Origin of the sequence: Gordonia sp. NPDC062954 (assembly GCF_044543825.1) — a bacterium.
Lineage (GTDB): Bacteria > Actinomycetota > Actinomycetes > Mycobacteriales > Mycobacteriaceae > Gordonia > Gordonia tangerina.
Genome location: NZ_JBITWL010000002.1, coordinates 72,918 through 92,634, shown reverse-complemented (window position 1 = coordinate 92,634; position 19,717 = coordinate 72,918). Strand labels below are relative to the sequence as shown.

At 67.4% G+C, this 19,717-nt stretch carries 17 protein-coding genes; 8 read left to right on the top strand and 9 right to left on the bottom strand.

Translation table 11 applies throughout. From position 1 onward, the window contains the following. The first annotated feature begins 1 nt into the window (after position 1). Together ACIGKQ_RS03025 and ACIGKQ_RS03020 are read left to right on the top strand one after the other, a co-directional pair. Entirely contained in the window at positions 2-1,204 is a 1,203-nt protein-coding gene (locus tag ACIGKQ_RS03025) for a 3-dehydroquinate synthase II family protein (protein WP_266060522.1), read from the top strand. A 3-nt stretch (positions 1,205-1,207) separates the two neighbouring features. Continuing rightward, positions 1,208-2,392 (top strand): LLM class flavin-dependent oxidoreductase, encoded by a 1,185-nt coding sequence (locus tag ACIGKQ_RS03020; RefSeq protein ID WP_396572269.1) that lies wholly within the window; start codon positions 1,208-1,210, stop codon positions 2,390-2,392. 28 nt (positions 2,393-2,420) lie between these two features. Here the strand turns inward: ACIGKQ_RS03020 and ACIGKQ_RS03015 are convergent, their stop codons facing one another. From ACIGKQ_RS03015 to ACIGKQ_RS03005, 3 genes are all read right to left on the bottom strand, one after another. Further along, positions 2,421-3,374, bottom strand: coding sequence for an endonuclease/exonuclease/phosphatase family protein (locus ACIGKQ_RS03015; protein ID WP_396572267.1), 954 nt, complete (start codon positions 3,372-3,374; stop codon positions 2,421-2,423). 69 nt (positions 3,375-3,443) lie between these two features. Further along, positions 3,444-4,328, bottom strand: a complete 885-nt coding sequence (mshD, locus tag ACIGKQ_RS03010) for a mycothiol synthase (RefSeq protein ID WP_235725946.1) — start codon at positions 4,326-4,328, stop codon at positions 3,444-3,446. A 19-nt stretch (positions 4,329-4,347) separates the two neighbouring features. After that, on the bottom strand, positions 4,348-5,154 hold the full coding sequence (locus tag ACIGKQ_RS03005; RefSeq protein ID WP_235725926.1) for a response regulator transcription factor: 807 nt from the start codon (positions 5,152-5,154) through the stop codon (positions 4,348-4,350). A gap of 147 nt (positions 5,155-5,301) precedes the next feature. Between ACIGKQ_RS03005 and ACIGKQ_RS03000 the strand changes: the two genes are divergently transcribed. The 4 genes from ACIGKQ_RS03000 to ACIGKQ_RS02985 all read left to right on the top strand — a co-directional run bounded on the left by ACIGKQ_RS03000 (position 5,302) and on the right by ACIGKQ_RS02985 (position 8,591). Then, positions 5,302-6,213, top strand: a complete 912-nt coding sequence (locus tag ACIGKQ_RS03000; RefSeq protein ID WP_396572265.1) for a DUF2993 domain-containing protein — start codon at positions 5,302-5,304, stop codon at positions 6,211-6,213. Between the two features lie 316 nt (positions 6,214-6,529). Continuing rightward, entirely contained in the window at positions 6,530-7,369 is an 840-nt protein-coding gene (locus tag ACIGKQ_RS02995; protein WP_235725928.1) for a sulfurtransferase, read from the top strand. Positions 7,370-7,371: 2 nt separating this feature from the next. Then, on the top strand, positions 7,372-7,677 hold the full coding sequence (locus ACIGKQ_RS02990) for a DUF1416 domain-containing protein (RefSeq protein WP_235725929.1): 306 nt from the start codon (positions 7,372-7,374) through the stop codon (positions 7,675-7,677). A gap of 248 nt (positions 7,678-7,925) precedes the next feature. Continuing rightward, positions 7,926-8,591: an FABP family protein gene (locus ACIGKQ_RS02985; protein WP_235725930.1), complete on the top strand. Its 666-nt coding sequence runs from the start codon at positions 7,926-7,928 to the stop codon at positions 8,589-8,591. 17 nt (positions 8,592-8,608) lie between these two features. On the opposite strand, the gene ACIGKQ_RS02980 is transcribed toward ACIGKQ_RS02985, so the two are convergent. The 6 genes from ACIGKQ_RS02980 to ACIGKQ_RS02955 form a co-directional block, all read right to left on the bottom strand. Beyond that, positions 8,609-9,949: a hypothetical protein gene (locus tag ACIGKQ_RS02980; protein WP_266060516.1), complete on the bottom strand. Its 1,341-nt coding sequence runs from the start codon at positions 9,947-9,949 to the stop codon at positions 8,609-8,611. Positions 9,950-10,437: 488 nt separating this feature from the next. Then, a complete protein-coding gene (gene cydC, locus ACIGKQ_RS02975; RefSeq protein WP_266060514.1) occupies positions 10,438-12,216 on the bottom strand; it encodes a thiol reductant ABC exporter subunit CydC in 1,779 nt (592 codons plus the stop codon). Continuing rightward, positions 12,213-13,970, bottom strand: coding sequence for a thiol reductant ABC exporter subunit CydD (cydD, locus tag ACIGKQ_RS02970; protein WP_396572261.1), 1,758 nt, complete (start codon positions 13,968-13,970; stop codon positions 12,213-12,215). The genes cydC and cydD overlap by 4 nt, the downstream gene beginning before the upstream one ends. Continuing rightward, complete coding sequence (gene cydB, locus ACIGKQ_RS02965) at positions 13,967-15,049, bottom strand: cytochrome d ubiquinol oxidase subunit II (protein ID WP_396572259.1); 1,083 nt, start codon at positions 15,047-15,049, stop codon at positions 13,967-13,969. The genes cydD and cydB overlap by 4 nt, the downstream gene beginning before the upstream one ends. An 11-nt stretch (positions 15,050-15,060) precedes the next feature. Then, entirely contained in the window at positions 15,061-16,617 is a 1,557-nt protein-coding gene (locus ACIGKQ_RS02960; RefSeq protein WP_396572258.1) for a cytochrome ubiquinol oxidase subunit I, read from the bottom strand. 244 nt (positions 16,618-16,861) lie between these two features. Beyond that, positions 16,862-17,737, bottom strand: coding sequence for an aminodeoxychorismate lyase (locus ACIGKQ_RS02955; RefSeq protein ID WP_266060511.1), 876 nt, complete (start codon positions 17,735-17,737; stop codon positions 16,862-16,864). A gap of 103 nt (positions 17,738-17,840) precedes the next feature. On the opposite strand from ACIGKQ_RS02955, the gene ACIGKQ_RS02950 reads away from it, so the two are divergent. Then, on the top strand, positions 17,841-19,016 hold the full coding sequence (locus ACIGKQ_RS02950) for a folate-binding protein YgfZ (RefSeq protein WP_266060509.1): 1,176 nt from the start codon (positions 17,841-17,843) through the stop codon (positions 19,014-19,016). Beyond that, complete coding sequence (locus ACIGKQ_RS02945) at positions 19,013-19,672, top strand: MOSC domain-containing protein (RefSeq protein WP_396572256.1); 660 nt, start codon at positions 19,013-19,015, stop codon at positions 19,670-19,672. The genes ACIGKQ_RS02950 and ACIGKQ_RS02945 overlap by 4 nt, the downstream gene beginning before the upstream one ends. Positions 19,673-19,717 lie beyond the last annotated feature (45 nt).

The window sequence follows — 19,717 nt, the reverse complement described above, 5'->3', positions numbered from 1 at the left end:
CGTGAACTCCTCCACCGATATCGTCACCGACGACATCACCCCACTGACCGCGGTCCCCGCTGCCGACAACGGCCCCGGGCCGGACGGCACGGCCCGTGCCCACTTCGCCTGGATCGACATCCGAGGCACCGTCGGCGACGTCCGCGCCGCACTGGTACAGGCGGCCATCCACCACCGCATCGACGGCATCGTGAGCGACGACGCCGACACGTTGTCCGATCTCCCCCCCACGATCCGCCGGGTCCTGGCTGTTGCTTCGCCGGAGGTCGACGTCGAGGCTGCCAGTCAGGCAGACATCGTGCTCGCCGCGCACACGGGCCGTGATGTCAACCCGATCGTGGACGCGGGCCCGTCCGCCGAGGCGGGGGTACACGTGGTGGTCTCCGATGCAGACACCCTGCGGCACGCCTGCGAGACGGTGCGCCGGGCGCCGTGGACACTGCTGACCTTCACCGATCCCACCAAGATCCCGCTGGAGATCGTGATAGCGGCGGCGGAGAACTCCGGCGGTCGAACGGTGACGGTGGTCAACGACATCGAGGACGCGGGGATCGTCAAGTTGGTTCTCGAGCACGGCTCGGACGGCTTGTTGCTGGCCCCGCGCAGCGCCGATGACGTCGCGACGCTCGCCGACGTGATCCGGCCCAGCGCCGATCGCATCGAACTCGGTGAACTCACCGTCACCAAGGTTGAACACATCGGCATGGGTGAGCGGGCCTGCATCGACACCTGCTCCTTGCTGGAGAAGGACGAAGGCTGCCTGATCGGTTCCTTCTCCACCGGGATGTTTCTGTCCTGCAGTGAAACCCACCCGCTGCCCTACATGCCGACCCGGCCGTTCCGTTGGAACGCCGGTGCGGTGCACTCCTATGTCCTCGTGCCCGACAACCGGACCCGGTATGTCAGCGAACTGCAGGCGGGCCAGCCGATCCTGGCCATCCGCAGCACCGGCGAGGTCCGCGAGGTGCGGATCGGCCGGGTGAAGATCGAACGGCGACCGCTGATCTCGGTGACCGCGACCACCGATGACGGCCGGGTGGTCAACGTCATCGCACAGGACGACTGGCACGTGCGACTGCTGGGACCGGGCGGGTCGGTGAACAACGTGACCGACCTGACGCCCGGCGACAAGCTGCTCGGCTATGCCCCGCCGGAATCCCGACACGTCGGCCTGCCCATCACGGAATTCTGCGACGAGCGCTAGGTCATGAGCATCGCCGAACTCGGGACCGACGTCGGCATCGAACCGGGGCGTGCCGGGCCGCAAGTCCTCTGGTACATCAATCCGACCGACGGCGAGGTTCCGTGGGAACCGTCCGAACGGGTGGCACCCACGTTCGATGTGATCCGTCACCAGGCTCGGACGCTTGATCGGCTCGGCTACTACGGCGCGCTGACCACCGCGCGCGAGGCGATCTCGCTGGTGGCCGACACCGAACGGCTACGCTTCCTGATCCCCGAATACCCGGGAGTCAAACCTCCGGTGCTGCTCGCCGAGGAAGCTCAGGTCTTCGATCAGTATTCCGGTGGTCGACTGATCTACAACCAGGTCAATGGCGCCGACCCCGTGCTGCACCGGTACGGCCGCTTCGGCTCCAAGGCCGAACGTTACCGCGTCTCGGCTGAGTTCTGGACGCAGGTCAAACGTCTCTACCTCGACGACGCTGAACCGTTCGAGGGTGAGTTCTTCTCCTACGGACCGCGGTACAAGCCCGCGATACCGGGTCCGCGCCAGCCTGGCGGCATCGAGGTGTGGGGCACGGGTGCATCGCCGGAGGGCATCGCACACGCCGCGGAGGTGCTCGACGTCTATCTGTCGTTCATGTCCGAACCCACCGCGCTGACGGGCCTGTTCGACCGGGTCCGCGCCGCCGCCGCCGAGCGCGGCCGACGTCTCCGGTTCGGGGTGCTGGCCAGTGTCATCGTGCGCGAGACCGACGAACAGGCGTGGGAGCGCTTCGAATGGCAAGTGAACCGCACCCGCCCGGAGACCGTGCTGGCCACCGCCGATCGTAATCTCCGCAGCTTCGGCTACCCCGGCCTCGATGAACTCAGCAGTCGCGATCCGCAGGTCCAGAATCGGATCGACGCGTTGCGCGCCGGCCGCCTGCCGGACCGCGCAGATCTGGAGTTCGCTCCGAACATGGCAGCGGGACTGACCACCTGGACCGCGGCCGAACCACCCTTCGATATCGCGGGCAAGGGCACCGGCACCTATTTCGTGGGCAGCCCGGAGAATGTCGCCGCCGCGATGTCGGCGGTGGCCGAGCAGGCCGGTGTCGACATCTGGATTCTGTCTGGCTGGCCGTTGGCGGCTGAAGCCGAGATCACCGCCGAACTTCTTCTACCGCTGTTGAATCCGTCTCACGCAAGCACTTCGCCGCAGACCTGACGCCAGGTCGCCGACACGAGTCGGCAGATCACACGCGCACCGTGACGATCACCCCGTGATGATCCGACCCGGGAATATCGATGCGCCGCAACGATGTCGGGACGGGTCCATTGCGGGTGAGCACACGATCGAGCGCCAGGAGCGGCGGGTAGCGGCGATCGGCGGGATAGGTTGCCACGATCCCGGACCCGAGATGCTCGGCGGCATCGACGAGTTGGGGTGAGCCGTCGACGTCGGAACCGGTGAGCAAGTCGCGAAACGGCCGGTGATCATAGGTGGAGTTCACGTCGGCTCCGATGATCAGCGGCTGCGTGTCGGCGGCCAAGATCGCCTGCAGGCGTCGCAGCTCAGCATCCCAACGCCAAGACGCCTCCGGGTAGGGCGGCAACGGATGCAGCGCGTACACCGATACGCCGCCACGTCCCGGAACATCCAGCCGGGCATGGAGATTGGCGAGCCGGAATCCGTGCAGCGCGGCTCCACCGTCGAGCGGCGTTCGAGCATAGATCCCGGCGCCACCGCCGCCGTCGCGCGGGACCTCGAAGGCGTAGGGCAGTTCTCGCCGCAGACCTGCCGAGTCGAGCGCGGTGACCGCCGCTCCGGTCAGTTCGATGACGGTCAACACGTCCACCCGCGCATCGCGGACCTGCGCAACAAGGGCGGCCGGGTCCGCGGTGCCCCTCTTGATGTTGGCCTGCATCACGGCCAGATCAGTGGTCGAGACCTGTTCGGTCACACCGCGATACAGCGGTGCCTGGGAAGCGACACCGGCGGCCGCGACCACCACGGCGATGCCGGCGAACACCCACGACCGGCAGATCAGCAACAGGACCGCCCCGAGGATTCCCACGGCGATGAGCACCGGCGCGAACGACGCGACCCGGGTGACGGTGTTGCTGACCAGTCCGGAGAAGTGGGCGCCGATCCCGCACGCAGCCAAGGCGACGCACAGGATTCCGATCACACGGACGACACGCAGCATGACATCGATCTTGTCATGTTCGCCCACAACGATTGTGATGCACCGGCACCGACCGACGCGCGGCCGTCGTCAGCCGTAGGCGACGTCGATGGCGTAGCGGGTGAATCCGAGACGTTCGTACGTGCGCAACGCGGCGGCGTTGTCGCCCTCCACGTACAGTTCGACCTCTGTCATGCCACGCTCGGCGAGATGATGCAGTCCGGCAAGCGTCAACAACCGCCCCAACCCGCGGCCCTGAGCCGCCGGATCGACCCCGACGATATAGACCTCACCAAGATCGGCGTCGTGCTGCTTGGTCCAGTGAAAACCCAACAACTGCGCGGGATTGGCGGCGTCGAAGGCCAAAAAGAGGCCGGCCGCATCGAACCAGGAGCTGTGCACCCGATCGGAGATCTGGTCGGCCGTCCACCCACCCTGCTCCGGATGCCAGTCGAACGACGCATTGTTGACCCGCAGGATCTCGGCGTCGTCGGCGGAGCCGGCATAGGTCCGCAACACGATGTCGTCGCCCACCTCGAGCGGGGGCAGCGCGTCGGCGGCGCCACCCACGGGGCGGCGCAGCTGCAGGAGCTCACGCCGCCGGGTCAGGCCCAACGCCGCCGCCGTGGCCACCGCAGCAGGCAGATCCCCGTGTGCCCACACACGCGGCGCCGGTTCGGCGACCATCTCGCGGGCGACGTCAAAAGCCTTCAGTAGCAACTCACGGCCGTGGCCGCGTCCGCGCGAACCGGGGTCCACCACCGCCTCGATCATCGCCGGCTCATCGTCGCGGCCGACGCTGACGTTGGCATAGCCGGTGTCGGAAAGAATGTGGCGCACAACCGGATCGGCGGCATCGCCGATAGCCTTTTCCGCTTGCTCCGACAGCGGCGCAACGCCGTCGACCGCCCGCGCCGCGGTGACCATCGCCCGTGCCCGAGCAGCCTGCTCCGGCGTCAGCCGATCCATCACCATCGGATCTGCGGCAGACCCCTCAGTTCCCTGCACTCGCACTGAACTCCTCGTACGGACCGCCCAGATCGTCCGTGTCGATGTCGTCTTCGCCGATGTCGTCACCGGCGGTGTCGTCGCCCATCACGTCGAGTGAGTCCGCCGCACCGCTGCCCCGACCGCGGTTGGGGCGCACCGCCTTGTAGCCGACGTTACGCACCGTACCGATCAGCGACTCGTGCTCGCTGCCCAGCTTGGCGCGCAACCGTCGAACGTGCACGTCCACGGTCCGGGTACCGCCGAAGAAGTCGTATCCCCAGACCTCTTGCAGCAGTTGCGCCCGGGTGAACACCCGGCCCGCGTTCTGCGCGAGGTACTTGAGTAGCTCGAACTCCTTGTAGGTGAGATCGAGCGGGCGCCCGCGCAACCGCGCGGTGTAGGTGCCCTCATCGATGACGAGTTCCCCCAGCGTGACCTTGCCGCTCGCCTCCTCGGTGGTCATGCCCCGAGTACGCACCACCAACAACCGCAGTCGCGCGTCGAGTTCGGCCGGCCCCGTACCCGGTAGCAGGAACTCATCGAGCCCCCAGTCCGCGTTGACCGCCACCAATCCACCTTCGGTGAGCACTGCGGCCACCGGCACCGACGACCCGGTGCTGCCGAGTAACCGACACAGACCGCGTGCAGCCGCCAGGTCGGTGCGCGCATCGACGATCGCGACGTCGGCATTGCCCGCCTCCATCAACGACGACACCTCGGTCGGCGCGGTCCGCACGGTATGTGCCAGCAGCGACAACGACGGCAACACTGCTTCCGGGTTCGGATCGGCTGTCAACAGCAAGAGATCCATGAACCACTCCGATCTCGTCGTTCCCCAAACCCTCGGTCACGCCCTCCCGAGCGCCCCTGTGAGCCCGGTGCGACGTCGGAATGGACCGCCGGCGATTGTTTACGCCGCCTTACCAACGTGTGCGCGATAGATGACAGAATAGCGCCAATGGGGCGTTTCGCTGTCAACAAGGCGACCGGGGAGGGTCGGCGACAGCGCGCAGAGCACCCGCGCCGCGCACTGCGGCGAGGCATCGGGATCGGCATCGTCGCGATCGTCGTACTCGGGGCCGCGGCGCTGCTCGCCGACACCCTCGTCGCGATGCGGGCCGAACACTCGCTGTCGAAGGCACTGCTCGATTCGCCACGCCTGAGCTACGACCCCGAGGTCACGATCAGCGGTTTTCCGTTCACGAGCCACGCGCGCGCCGGCGAGTTCGGCGGCGCGGTGATCACCGCGCGCGGCGTGTCGGTCGATTGTCCAGGACTCACGGACTGCCACGCGGAGATGGGCGCGACCCTGGGGTCGATCTCGGTGCCCGACGGCTTCGAATTTCAGCCAAGTGACTTGATACACACCTCGTCGATGCAGGCCTACACGCGGCTCGATTCGGTCAATCTCGGGCGCATGCTCGGCATCATCGACCTGACCGTGAACACCCCGGCCCCCGCCGACCGAGCGGGTGGCGGCGGACCCGCGGACGGACTGTTGCGGCGGACGAGCGGTGTGCTGCTGACGGGCACCGTCGCGCTCCCCCCGGTCAATCGGGCCACCGATGTGCCGCCGTCGGCGTCGATGTATCCCGGCCCGACCGTACGGGTGAGTGTCGCGGCCGACCTGTCGGTCGACGACGGTCGGCTGCGAATCACCGCGACCGATTTCTATCGCGGACCCGAAGAACACGTCGAGTCCGATATCGCCGACGACCTGCACGCCTACGTTCTGTCCCGCTTCAGCACTCTCCTCGGCCCGGTACCGATGCCGTGGGGTATCACCCCCACCGAGGCCACCAGCGAAGGTAGCGATGTCCTGCTCATCGGCGACACCGGGGCCCGCGATCTCCGGCCCGACGAGTTCTGAGCACCCAGCCGTTTGGGAGGGCCGATGCGTCCCTGTATGGTGAGGCGCATGCAGCTGCGCCGTGAGTTCATGCTCACTCGCCGTCGTGCGATCGACTTCTGTCGTGTCGCCGACTGTTGCTGTCGTTAGACGGTGGACGTGGCGTCGGAAGATCGACGCGTTCACCTTCTCGATGGCGGCCGGGCAGTCTTGCACACCTCATCTATTGTGTCCGATCCGGACTCCTCCGTCGGTGACGACATCTGCCACGACGGTTCGGCCTTCATCACCCGCTCCACATCGCACACAATCTCCGATAGTTCGGGAAGGATCAACCATGGCACGCAGCGACGTCCTGGTCAGCGCCGATTGGGCTGAGCAGAACCTCAACGCCGACAAGACCGTCTTCGTCGAGGTCGACGAGGACACCAGCGCGTACGACGGTGGCCACATCGCCGGCGCCGTGAAGCTCGACTGGAAGACCGATCTGCAGGACCCGGTCCGTCGCGACTTCGTCGACGCCGACCAGTTCTCCAAGCTCCTGTCCGAGCGCGGCATCGCCAACGACGACACCGTCGTCCTCTACGGTGGCAACAACAACTGGTTCGCCGCCTACGCGTACTGGTACTTCAAGCTCTACGGCCACAACGACGTCAAGCTCCTCGACGGTGGCCGCAAGAAGTGGGAGCTCGACGGCCGTCCGCTGTCGACCGACGCAGTGAACCGCCCGGCCACCAGCTACAAGGCCGCCGAGCCGGACACCTCCATCCGCGCTTTCCGCGACGAGGTCGTCGACGCGATCGGCGCCAAGAACCTGGTCGACGTGCGCAGCCCCGACGAGTTCACCGGCAAGATCCTCGCCCCGGCTCACCTGCCGCAGGAGCAGAGCCAGCGTCCCGGTCACATCCCGGGCGCGATCAACGTGCCGTGGAGCAAGGCCGCCAACGAGGACGGCACCTTCAAGAGCGACGAGGATCTCGCCGAGCTCTACTCCGAAGCGGGCCTCGACGGCGAGAAGGAGACCATCGCCTACTGCCGTATCGGCGAGCGGTCGAGCCACACCTGGTTCGTGCTCAAGGAGCTGCTCGGCCACCAGAACGTGAAGAACTACGACGGCAGCTGGACCGAGTACGGTTCGCTGGTCGGTGTCCCGGTCGAGCTGGGAGAAGGAAAGTAATCATGTGTGCTGCACCCAAACAGGGCCAGAAGCTGCCCGCCGGCGTGGACGTCGAGAAGGAGACCGTGCTGACCGGCGCCGTCAACGATGAGTCGGGCACCCCGGTGGCCGGCGCGTTCGTCCGGCTGCTCGACTCCACCGGCGAGTTCACCGCCGAGGTCGTGGCCAGCCCGACCGGCGACTTCCGATTCTTCGCCGCTCCCGGCAAATGGACGTTGCGTGCGCTGTCGTCGTCGGGCAACGGCGACGTGACCGTGTCCCCGGAGGGACCCGGCGTGCACGAGCACGACATCGTCGTGAGCAAATAGGTCGTCAGCGAGTACGTGGTGAGCAAGTAGCACGCCACTGGACCACCGAGGCCCCCGGGTACCACCCGGGGGCCTCGCCGTGTTCGGGCCGCTCATGGTGATGGAGCAGCGACCACCGCGCAGGACCCGAAAGCCGGGCGGTAGACTCCTCGCGTGGTCATCTTCTTCGAGATTCTGCTGATTCTGGCATCGATCCTGATCGCCTGGTTCGGTGTGTACGTCCTCTACCGTCTGATCACCGACGAGTCGTGACCTCCGCAGACGCGGACGGCGCCGACGACCAGCCGACCCCGGCCGGCCGCCGGTCCGGCGACGAAGCAATCACCCAGGCGGCCGAACGCGCGCGGGAGACCGCCGAACGGAACCTGCCCGAGTGGGGCGATCTGCCGCTGCCGCACGACACCGCCAACCTGCGCCACGGCGCGGATCTGCATTCCGGTCTGCTCGCCCTGCTACCGATGGTGGGGATCTGGCAGGGCGAGGGTGAGGCGAACGACCCCGAGACCGGCGAGGACTATCACTTCGCGCAACAGATCGTGGTGAGCCACGACGGCCAGAACTTCCTCAACTGGCAGGCACGCTCCTGGGTGATCGACGAGGATGCGCACTTCGTCCGTCCGGACCTGCGCGAGACGGGCTTCTGGCGGATCGGTGACGACGACAGCATCGAACTGCTTCTCGCCCATGCCGAGGGGTCGATCGAACTCTTCTACGGTGCACCGCTGACCCAAACGTCCTGGGAGCTCGCCACCGATGTGGTGATCAAGGCCGACTCCGGCCGCCGCACCGGTGGGGCCAAGCGGCTCTACGGACTTGTCGAGGACGGTGACCTGGCCTACGTCGAGGAACGCGTGGACGCCGACGGTGACCTCATCCCGCGTCTGTCGGCCAAACTGCGCCGCGTCGCCGGCTGACCGCCACCGTCGAGCACTCAGTGCTGCGACCGACGATGCCGACGGTGACGGCGATCTGACCAGGGACGATCTGACCAGGCGAGATACAGATTCTTCTTCGGGATGGCGCTGTAGACCACGGTCCCGAGCATGACCACCACCGACCCGTAGTTGGTGGGGGTGCCGGGCCGCCCGGATGCGCCCGGGACGAACCCACCCGCGGAATCCACACTCGCCGCACGCCCGGCGGTTCCACCCCGTCGCGTACCCACCACCGAGAACACCTGCCCGGTGTCGGCATCCGACCGCACCGGGAACACCCGTCTGCCGCGCGGCGCGATCTCGGCGACTGCCCGATCCGATCCGAGGTTGTAGATCACCGCGATCGACTCGTCGCCGGTATTGCGGATGGTCAACGTCTCGGCGCCCGTTCGATACTGGTAGGTCACCCCGTCGGCCTCGGCGTCGAGGTGGTCCTGCTGGTTGTAGCCACACTCCCAATCGGCACTCCACGGCGTCAGGAAGTTGCGGGCCAGGTGATCACGACGATCGGGGACGGGCAGCGCACTGGGCATCAGTACACCACCGGCCAACCACATCACGCCCAGAATCGTCGGGCTCCCGTCGGTCCGCGGCGCCTGCACGTAGCAGACCTGGTCGCCGGGTGGCACCGGCACCGACTCGCCCGGCTCGGCGACCAGGAGGTCCAGCGGCCCGTCGGCGCCCACGGTCAACACCGCGACGGGCCCGTCGGAACGGTTGTGAATGGTCACCTCGGAATCGATCCGGGTGTGATGAACCCCGTGCGTCAGCGGGTCGACGAAGACGAATGACGGCGACGTGGGGACCCCGAAATCGACGTCGCCGGGTCGCCAGAAGATGCCGTCGGGATCGCGCTGATCCCAATCGACCTCGCCGACTTCCGGGCCGTCGAGAATCATCTGCGGTTCACCGGTATGTGCGTCGCGGCCTTCGAGGATCTGCCCGACAAGCACCGGACGTCGGTCGATGCGCGCCGATTGCAGTACGTGGGAGTCGGCGGAAGGCAGAGCCACGGAGCTGCCGGCGGGCAGGTGGGTGAAGACATTGTCGGAGGTACCAGGCCGCTCGGGGACCGACAGCACGCCGAGCTCGGAATCGCCGCGATTGTGCAGGACCAGGTGGTCGGCGCCGGGTGCGTGCGAATACGCCAACCCGCTGACGTGACCGGCAACCCAGTTCGCGGCGCCGTCGTTGGTCCAGTCCGCATCATCGGGGGTGAGAAACCGCGCTCGGACGTGCTCGTCGACGCGGCCGTCGAGCTCTGCCGCCGACGCGCGCGGACCCTGCGCGATCGGCTCGTCCAGGACGGACACCACGTGTGCATGCGTCGTGGTCATGGCGGTCTCCCTTGCGAGTATTCGTTCATCTGTGGTTCGCGCCCCGGCCCGGTGCGGATGGGTCGGTGTGATCTGTGCTGATCGACGCCTGTGCCTAGTTCACGTCACGATCAGGTCGCGAACACGAGTAGTCGACTACTTGAATTACGCATCGACCCTGCGGTGATCTGCGTTACTTCCGGCGCATGGCGTCGAATGCCTGGTGCCGCGGACGCAGACGGCCCCCGTACCGCCCGTGAACGGGCCTGAGCCGATCGGACAAGGATCGGGGTACGGGGGCCGGGTGACCACCTGGGATTCGCCGACGCGGACCGGTGCGACGTCACCGATCCCTCTCGGCATCGGCCGCGCACTCCGCGGAGGTGAACACCTCGGTCCGCGCTAGCGGATGGTCACCTCACGTGTCCAACAGTCATACAACTTCGAACCACCTCCTTCCTCGTGTACCGACGAAGATACGCTCGGACCCGGCGCGCGGCAACAGGTTTTCAGCCGGTTGGCGACGGCAGCACCTCGAGCACCCGGCATCGCGGATTCTCCGACGAAATCTGTTGTGCTGCAGGATCATGCGTGATCACCACCACGATCCGCGCCGAATCGAACAGGCCGCGGGTACGCCCGAGAAGTCGGTGCAGCAGCACCGCCGAGTCGGCAGCGTCGAGGTGCTCGGTCGGCTCGTCGAGCACCACCACCGGCGCCGGGTGCACCACAGCCCGCGCGAGCAGCAGACGTCTGCGCTGCCCACCACTGACGGCCGCCGACCCCCCGACGAGCTCGGTGTCGAGTCCGTCGGCCAGACCCGCCAGCCAGGTCCGCAGACCCACGGACTCGAGGGCGGCGACCAGCTCGTCGTCGCTCGCGTCCCCGCGGGCGACCCGCAGATTCTCCCGCAGCGTGGTGGAGAACAGGTGGCCTTCCTCGGCGAAATAGCAGCTCGCCGAGCGGACGTCCACTGTCGCGCCGTGGTCGTCGCGGGTGTCGATGCGGCCCGCGTGCGGTGCCAACAGCCCGGTCACGGTGAGGCCGAGGGTGCTCTTGCCCGCGCCGCTCGGACCGACGATCACCAAGCGGTCGCCCGGTGACAAGTGCAGATCGAGTCCGTCGGCCGATCCCAGGCAATCGCCGGCAGGCCATCCCCACCGCAGGCCGGTGGTGTCCAGGGTGACCGGGCCGGAGTGAATGGCGCGATCGGGTCCGTCGCCCTCGGGTTCTCCTGCGGCGCCGTCCACACCGGCACCGTCCACCAGGGCCATCACCCGTCGGGCGCTCTGACGACTGCGCTCGAGTTGGATACCCGCCTCGGTGAGCGGACCCGTCGATTCGAACGCCGACAACGGCAACAGGATCAGGACTCCGAGCACCATCGGTGTCAGCCCCTCCCCCGATGCCACGTCGGCCAGCGATCCGGGGATCTGCGAGGCCAGGTGCACCCCGATGAGGCATGCCGCGAGCAGTGATGCCCCCATCGACAGCGGTGTGGCGGCACTCGCCGCCGCCTCGTAGCGCAGGCCGCGGTCGGCTGCGGCCAGGGCGTCGGCCTCGGTGCGCCGCGCGATGGCCAACACCTCGGAGCGTCGACGGGCCACGGTCAGTTCCGGCGCATGCCACAGCGCGGTGACCGCGGCATCGGCCGACCGGTCATGTGCGGCGGAGGAGTCCGCGATGGTCCGCGCCGCTCCCCGCGCGGCCAGCGCCGGTGCGAGCAGTCCGCTGACGATCATTGCGACCGCGAGCACCCCGGCGGCCCACCAGGAGACGGAAGCCATGATGGCGACGGCCGCCACGCTGGTCACCGCGCCCACGGCGATCGGGATGACGCCGCGGATCAGGGCGTTGCCGATCTCGTCGATGTCGTCACCGGTTCGGCCGAGCAAGTCCGAGCGCCGCAGGCTGACCGAGTAGGCGGGCGAGCCCGCGGCCAGAGTCCGGTACACCCGCTCGCGTGCAGTGGCCATCGCGCCGAGCGCCAGATCATGGGTGGCCAGACGCTCGAGATAGCGAAAGACACCGCGAGAGATGCCGAGGGCGCGCACCGCGGTGATCGCGACCGACAGGTAGAGCACGGGCGGCATCTGCCAGGCGCGGGTGATCAGCCAGGCCGACAGCGCGGCGAGTCCCAGTGCCGAAAGGGCTCCGCCGACACCGAGGAGGATCGACTTGACCAGCGGGCGCCCACGCAGCCCGAGGAAAGCGAAGGCCCGGCGCAGCGCGGCGTCCGATGACACCGGGGGCGCCGTGCCGATATCCCGGCCGGGTCGGGTCGTCATGCCGACTCCTGTCCGACTACGAGAACACGATCGGCGAACGCGCGTGCCACCGACTGATGGGCCACCACCACCACGGTGTCCCCCGCCGCCGCCCGGGCGGACAGGACCTCGAATACGGCACGCACCGATGCGTCGTCGAGATGCGCCGCCGGTTCGTCGAGCAAAAGCAGAGGCGCCGGGGACGCCAGTGTCCGGGTGAGCGCGAGACGCTGACGCTGGCCGGCCGACAGCCCCGAGCCGTCCGCACCGATCGGGGTGTCGACGCCGTCGGGCAGGGCCGCGAGCACCCTGTCGAACCCGGTGGCAGCCGCGGCACGGGCCGACGCAGCCGATTCGAGCCGGCCGAACAGCGCAAGGTTCTCGCTCACCGTGCCGGGCACCATCACGGGTTGCTGCGGCAGCCACGCGATCTGTTCGTGCAGGAGGCTCGGTTCGAGTTCGGCGACGGGAATCGAGCCGATCAGCACCGACCCGCAGTCGGGAGCCACCAGCCCCATCACCGCCAGCAGGGCGGTGGACTTCCCGGCCCCGTTCGCCCCGGTCACCATGGTGAGCCGGCCGGGTTCGAACACGGCGTCGAGGTGCTCGGGTGCCCAGCCGTCCCGGCCGTGCACACCGACATCGAGCAGTCGGACCGGCTGCCCGGCCACCGAACAGCTCCGGCGGCCCGGCGCGATCACCGCGTCGTCGGGTGCCGACTCGATCAGGTCGAGGACCTCGCCGGCGGCGGCGACGCCGTCGGCGGAGTTGTGGAACTGGGCGCCCACCTGCCGCAACGGGTGATAGGCCTCGGGAGCCAGGATGAGCGCCAGCACACCGGCATACAGGCTCATGTCGCCGTGGACCAGCCGTAGACCGATGCCGACCGCGACCACCGCCACACTCAAGGTGGCCAGCAGTTCCAGCACCGCCCCCGACAGGAACGCCACCCGCAACGCCGACATCGTGCTGCGTCGCTGCGCCCGACCAAGTTCGGCCACCCTCGCCGCCGGACCACGAGCGCGGTTGAGCGCACGCAGAGTCGGTAGTCCGGCGATCAGGTCGAGCAGTTGCGCCGCCAGGCGACTGGTCGCCGCCAGTTTGCGATCGGTCCGTTCCCGGGTCATCAGACCGATGAGGATCATGAACAGCGGGATCAGCGGCAAAGTGATGAGGATGGCCACAGCCGACGGCCAATCGGTGAACCCGATCACCACCACGACCGTCGGCGTGACCGTCATCGTGACGATCAGTGCGGGAAGGTAACCCGACAGATATGGTCCCAACGCGTCGAGTCCCCGCAACACCACCGTCGCGGCGTGTTCGCGACGGGCCACCAGGGCACGCACCGAGGTCTGCGTCGGGTCCGTGAGGACGTCGAGCGCCCGGCCGCGCAGCTGGGCGATGACCCGCGCGGCCCCACGGTGGGCGTAACGGTCGTGCAAGTAGGTCAGCATTCCGCGCGCGACGAGAGCCCCGGCCAACACCGCCAGATGCAGTTGTTGTGCACCCAACGATCGCCGGCTCGGGTCGACGATGAGTTCGGAGACGATCGAAGCCGCCATCGCCGCTGTCACGATGGTCATCGCCACACCGGCGAAGGCGAACATCGCCGTGGCGACAACGTAGCCGCGGGCAACCGTGGAGTGCCGCAGCAGTCGCGGATCGACCGGCCCGGACCGTCCCGCGGTGGCCGGCCCGGGATTCGGCGAACCGTCCTCGGTCGTGGCCTCGGCCGTGGCCGTGGTAACCGGGGCGCGGAGGGGTCGGGTCACTGCGAACGCATACGCAATGACGGCAACCCGGTGGGCGCCGGGATCTGCTCCACGGACAGCCGCTTGCGGAAAACCCAGTAGGTCCATGCCTGGTAGGCCATGACAACGGGGGTGATCAGCACCGCGGCCCACGTCATGATGGTCAGCGTGTAGTTGCTCGACGAGGTGTTGGCGATGGTGAGGTTGTAGGCCTCACTCGTGCTTGACGGCAGTACGTTCGGGTAGAGCACGGCGAACAATGTTGCCACCGTGCCGCCGATGGCGACGAAGGTCGCGGCGAAGGCGATGCCCTCTCGGCGGATCTGCGTGGCGACCACCATCACCACCGCGGCAACCGCGCCGATCAGCACCGGTATCCAGGTCCATCCGTTGCCGTAGGCGAACTGCGTCCAGAGCAGGAAGACCGCGGCCACCACGAGCGTCGGGATCGCGAGCCGTGCGGCGTAGGTCATCGCGTCCTGTTTCAACACACCGGAGGTCTTGAGCGCGAGGAAGACCGCGCCGTGGGTCAAGAAGGCGAGCAGCGTGGTGAGTCCGCCGAGCAGGGCGTACGGGTTGAGCAGGTTGAAGAAGCCTGCGGTGTACTGATATTCGGCATCGATCGGAATGCCACGGACCACATTCGCGAACGCCACTCCCCAGAGGATCGCCGGAATCCACGAGCCCAGGCCGATACCCACGTCGGCTGCCTTGCGCCACTTCGGATCGTCGATCTTGCCGCGCCATTCGATGGCGCAGACCCGGGTGATCAGCCCGATCAGGATGAGGAACAGCGGGAGATAGAAAGCGCTGAACATCGTCGCGTACCAGCCGCCGAACGCCGCGAACAGCGCGGCGCCGGCGGTGATCACCCATACCTCGTTGCCGTCCCACACCGGTCCGATGGTGTTGAGAATGGTTCGACGCCGAGCATCAGGATCGGCGATCTCCTCGGTGGGTGACACCGATTCGTCACCGCCGGTGTGACTGCGGCCGAGGAATGGCATCAGCATGCCGACGCCGAAATCGAAGCCTTCCAACACGAAGTAGCCGACGAACAGAAACGCGATGATCAGGAACCAGAGTTCGGGCAGACCCATCGTCGACCTCCTCAGTACGCGAACGAGAGTTGTTTGGGCTCATCAGTATCCGACGGTTCGTCGGGCGGTACCGCGTCATAGGTGGCCGGACCCTCGATGATGTATCGGCGTTGCAGCATGAACCAGACCACGCCGAGCGCACCGTAGAGCAGGGTGAATCCGATCAGCGTGACCCACACTGTCGCCGCCACATGGTTGGACACACCGTCCTGCACCAACATATGTATCCGCAGTGGATCGAGGTCGTCTTCCCAGTTCGGCACCACCACCCACGGCTGGCGGCCCAGCTCGGTGAAGATCCAGCCGGAACTGTTGGCCAGGAACGGGGTCGGGATCATCCACAGCGCGAACAACCCGAATCTGCGGGATTCCACCACCCGCTTCTTGCGGGTGAGCCACAGCGCGCCCAGCGCGAGCAGGGCCGACCCGAGCGCCCAGGTGATCATGGCGCGGAAACCCCAGTAGGTGACGAACAGATTCGGCGCGAAGTTCTGGCCCGGCATGCCGAATTGTTCCTGATACTGCACCTGCAACTCGTTGACACCCTGCACAGTGCTGTTGATGTCCCGGTTGGCCAGGAAGGACAGCATGTTCGGGATCTCGATGACCTGGGTGATGTTGTCGCAGTTGTTCTGCCGTCCGATGGCGAGCACCGAGAACGGCGCGCCGGTGGTGGTTTCGCACAGCGACTCCGCCGAGGCCATCTTCATCGGCTGCTGTTTGAACATGATCTCGGCCTGGATGTCGCCGGTGATGAACAGCGCGACACCGGAGACCATCACGACCCACAGTGCCAATCTGGTCACCGGGCGCCAGAGACGACGGGCGTCGTGCTCCAGATCTTCCGGCGTGGCGTCGACCTGGCTCGGCGAGGTGGTGGGCGGCAGATCGGCGGTCTCGCCGGCTTCAGACGCCGCGCGCAGTTTCTTCGCCCGCCACATGTTGCGAGCCATCCACCAGCAACCGATCGCCGCGACAAAAGTGCCTGCGGTCAGGAAAGCGCCGGCGATCACATGGGGGAAGGCGGCCAACGTGGTGTTGTTGGTGAGCACCGCCCAGAAGTCATTCATCGCCGGTCGGTCACGTGAGTCGTCCCAGGCGACACCGACCGGATGCTGCATCCAGGAGTTGGCGGCGATGATGAAGTAGGCGGACGCATTGACCCCGATTGCGGCAAGCCAGATGCAGGCGAGGTGTACCCGACGCGGCAGCCGGCCCCAACCGAAGATCCACAGTCCGATGAACGTGGACTCCAGGAAGAATGCGACCAGACCCTCGAACGCCAGCGGCGCACCGAAAACGTCGGCGACGAACCGGCTGTACTCGCTCCAGTTCATGCCGAACTGGAATTCCTGCACGATGCCGGTGGCGACGCCGAGGGCGAAGTTGATCAGGAACAGCTTGCCGAAGAACTTGGTGGCGCGCAGCCACTGCTCGTTGCCGGTCACATGCCAGACCGTCTGCATCACCGCGATCATCGGCGCCAGGCCGATGGTCAGGGGGACGAGGATGAAGTGATAGACGGTGGTGATCCCGAATTGCCATCGGGAGACATCAAGAGCGTCCATGTCGCCTCAATCAGAGTCGGTGCATCGGGCTGCGATGCACGGGCCGGTCCGGCTGTGCGAACTCCTGACCACCGAACCACACCTACTACAAGACGTCGTAGTAGCTGTGTGGCCCACGCTACGCTGCGCAGATCGTCCGGCTCAAGCCCTCCGCAGTCAGATCGCACCCGGATTCAATTGTGGGATGCATCGCGTTGTTCGGCGCGCCAGAGCTCGGTCACCGCCGAAGGACCCGATGACGACATCATTCTCGATCAACACAAATGGCACGGTCCACTAAATCGACGAAATCGTGGTGGTTCGGTGACACCGGCATGATGTAGCGATTGAGCGAGGTGACCCGCGCGGCCAGCGCGACACTGCTGATCAGCCAGACCGAGTCCGCCGCGATGAGGTCGGCGCGGCCGAGCGCGTCGGTGCGGGTGGTCCACCCTTCGGACGCCGCGGTTTCGAACACTGCTCGTTGAGTGGTGCCCGGCAGGATTCCGGCCTCCGACGGCGGGGTGGTCAGGGTGGTTCCGGTCACGGTGACGACTGTCGAGCGCGGCCCCTCGAGGACCGAGCCCTCACTGCTCAGGTAAATCACGTCATCGAACCCGTTCGCAGCCGCGTAGCGCAGCGCAGCCATGTTGGTCGCATAGCTCAAGGTCTTGGCGCCCAACAGCTGCCACGGGGCGCGGTCGGCGAGGTCGGTGGAGAACCCGCGGTCCAGCGTCACCACCGAAACGCCCTCGGACCGGGCCGCGGCGACCCGGTCGGCAACCGGCCCGGCCATCAGGTAGGCCGTCGGTCCAGCGTCCGGGACACTCTCCCGGCCGCGCGAGTAGACCAGGCGCAGCCATGCCTCGGCATCAGGGTTTGCGCGGGACCACTGCTTCTCGACGACCTCGATGGCACCGCGCCACTGCGCACGGTCGGGCGCGGGCAGCTCCATCATCGCTGCACTGCGCTCGAGCCGGTCGAGGTGCGCGCCCACCTTGCGGGTACGCCCGGAACGGATGAGCAGCGTCTCGAACACCCCGTCCCCGCGCAGCGCGGCGAGGTCGTCGGCGTGCAGGAACGGGACGTCGGGGTCATGCACCGTGCCGTCGAGGGTCACCAGGATCTGCGCAACAGCCATGGCACGAGGCTAGCTACCCACACCGAGGATTCGCGGGATCCCGTAGGCAGTGCGCCTTTCGGGCCGCCAAGATGCGAACGCGTCGACCCGTAGGATGGACGTTGTGGCCGCGTCACCAATTTTGACCAGGTACTCCGACCAGGGCGCCGTGCCCGGTCCCGATTCCGCCGACGACCTGCTCCATGTCGCCTGGCACTATGGAGATCCTCTCGGGGAGCAGCGGGCAGCGCAACGCACCGCGGTGATCGTCGACAGGTCCGATCGGGCCGTCATCGAGATCCCGGGCGCCGATCGTTTGTCCTGGCTGCACACCATCTCCAGCCAGCACGTCGCGTCGCTCGCCGACCGGCACAGCGCCGAGAACCTCTCTCTCGACCTGAACGGGCGTGTCGAGGAGCATTTCGTGCTCACCGACATCGACGGGATCACCTGGATCGACTGCGAGGGCAGCCGGGGCGCCCCGTTCACGGACTTCCTCACCAAGATGGTGTTCTGGGCCAAGGCCGAACCGGCCGCGCGCCCCGACATGGCGGTGTTGACGCTGATCGGTCCCGACATCGTCGGTGGACCCATCGCCGAGCTGCTCGAACTGACGCCCGATGCCGAGGTGTACACCGCCGGCAGCCTCCCCGAACTGCACCACGAGGACGAGCCGATCGGCTTCTGGCGGGTCATGCCCGGCCTCGGTGACGGCGGACGAGTGCCGGTGGTCGACCTCGTGGTGCCCGACCATGCGGTGCAGTCGTGGTGGGCGCAGCTCACCGAACTCGGCGTCCGGATGGCCGGCACCTGGGCTTACGACGCGATGCGCGTCGCGGCGCTGCGACCGCGGCTGGGTGTCGACACCGATGAACGCACCATCCCGCACGAGGTCGACTGGATCGGGGGTCCGGAGGTTCACGGTGCGGTCCACCTCGACAAGGGGTGCTACCGCGGCCAGGAGACGGTCGCTCGGGTACACAACCTCGGCAAGTCGCCGCGACGCCTCGTCCTGCTTCACCTCGACGGCAGTGGGGACGAGCGGCCGGCCACCGGCGACCCGGTGACCGCGGGCGGTCGGACCGTCGGCCGGGTCGGGACGGTGGTGGATCACTTCGAATGGGGCCCGATCGCCCTCGCGCTGGTGAAGCGGTCGGTGGGACCCGACGTCGACCTCCTCGTCAACGGCGAACATCCGGTGTCCGCCCGGATCGATCCCGATTCGGTGCGCTCCGACGACCACGTGCAGGCCGGACGCGCAGCGGTCGAGCGGCTCCGCCGCGGCGGACAGAACTCGTGAACGACGCGCCACCGAGCGGCACCGTGCTGACCGTCTGTGCCGCAGGCCACGATGTGATCCTGGACAACGTCGGCGCCAGCGGAATAGACAAACGCCCGCAAACAGGCCGGATTCAGGTCACCGAACTAGGCCTGGTGACCGACCACGTCGTCGATACCAAGCACCACGGCGGGATCGACCAGGCGCTGTACGCCTACAGCGAACGCGAGGCGCAGCGGTGGGCCGAGGAACTCGACCGCGACCTCCCGCACGGGTGGTTCGGGGAGAACCTTCGCATCGACGGGCTCGAGACCACCGACGCGGTGGTCGGTGAGCGGTGGGAGATCGGCGACGACGGTCTGGTGGTGGAGACGACGATCCCGCGCACCCCGTGCCGGACCTTCGCCTCCTGGGCTGGTGAACCGAAGTGGGTGAAGCGATTCATGGCACGTGCCGACACCGGCACCTACCTGCGCATCGTGCGGCCCGGCAGTGTCGCCGCAGGGGACGTCGTGCGGGTGACATACCGACCCTCGCACGGCGTTCTGGTGCGCCACCTACTCGCCGGCACCGAGGCCGATGCCGAGGCTCTGTCGGTGTTGCTCTCCCACGACGGTCTCGCACCCAAGGTGCACCGCGAGGCCTCCCGCAAGCTCGCCCGGACCGTGAATTTTTGACGCTCTGCGCAGCACATTCTGCGTCGGCGTCGGCGTGTACGGCAG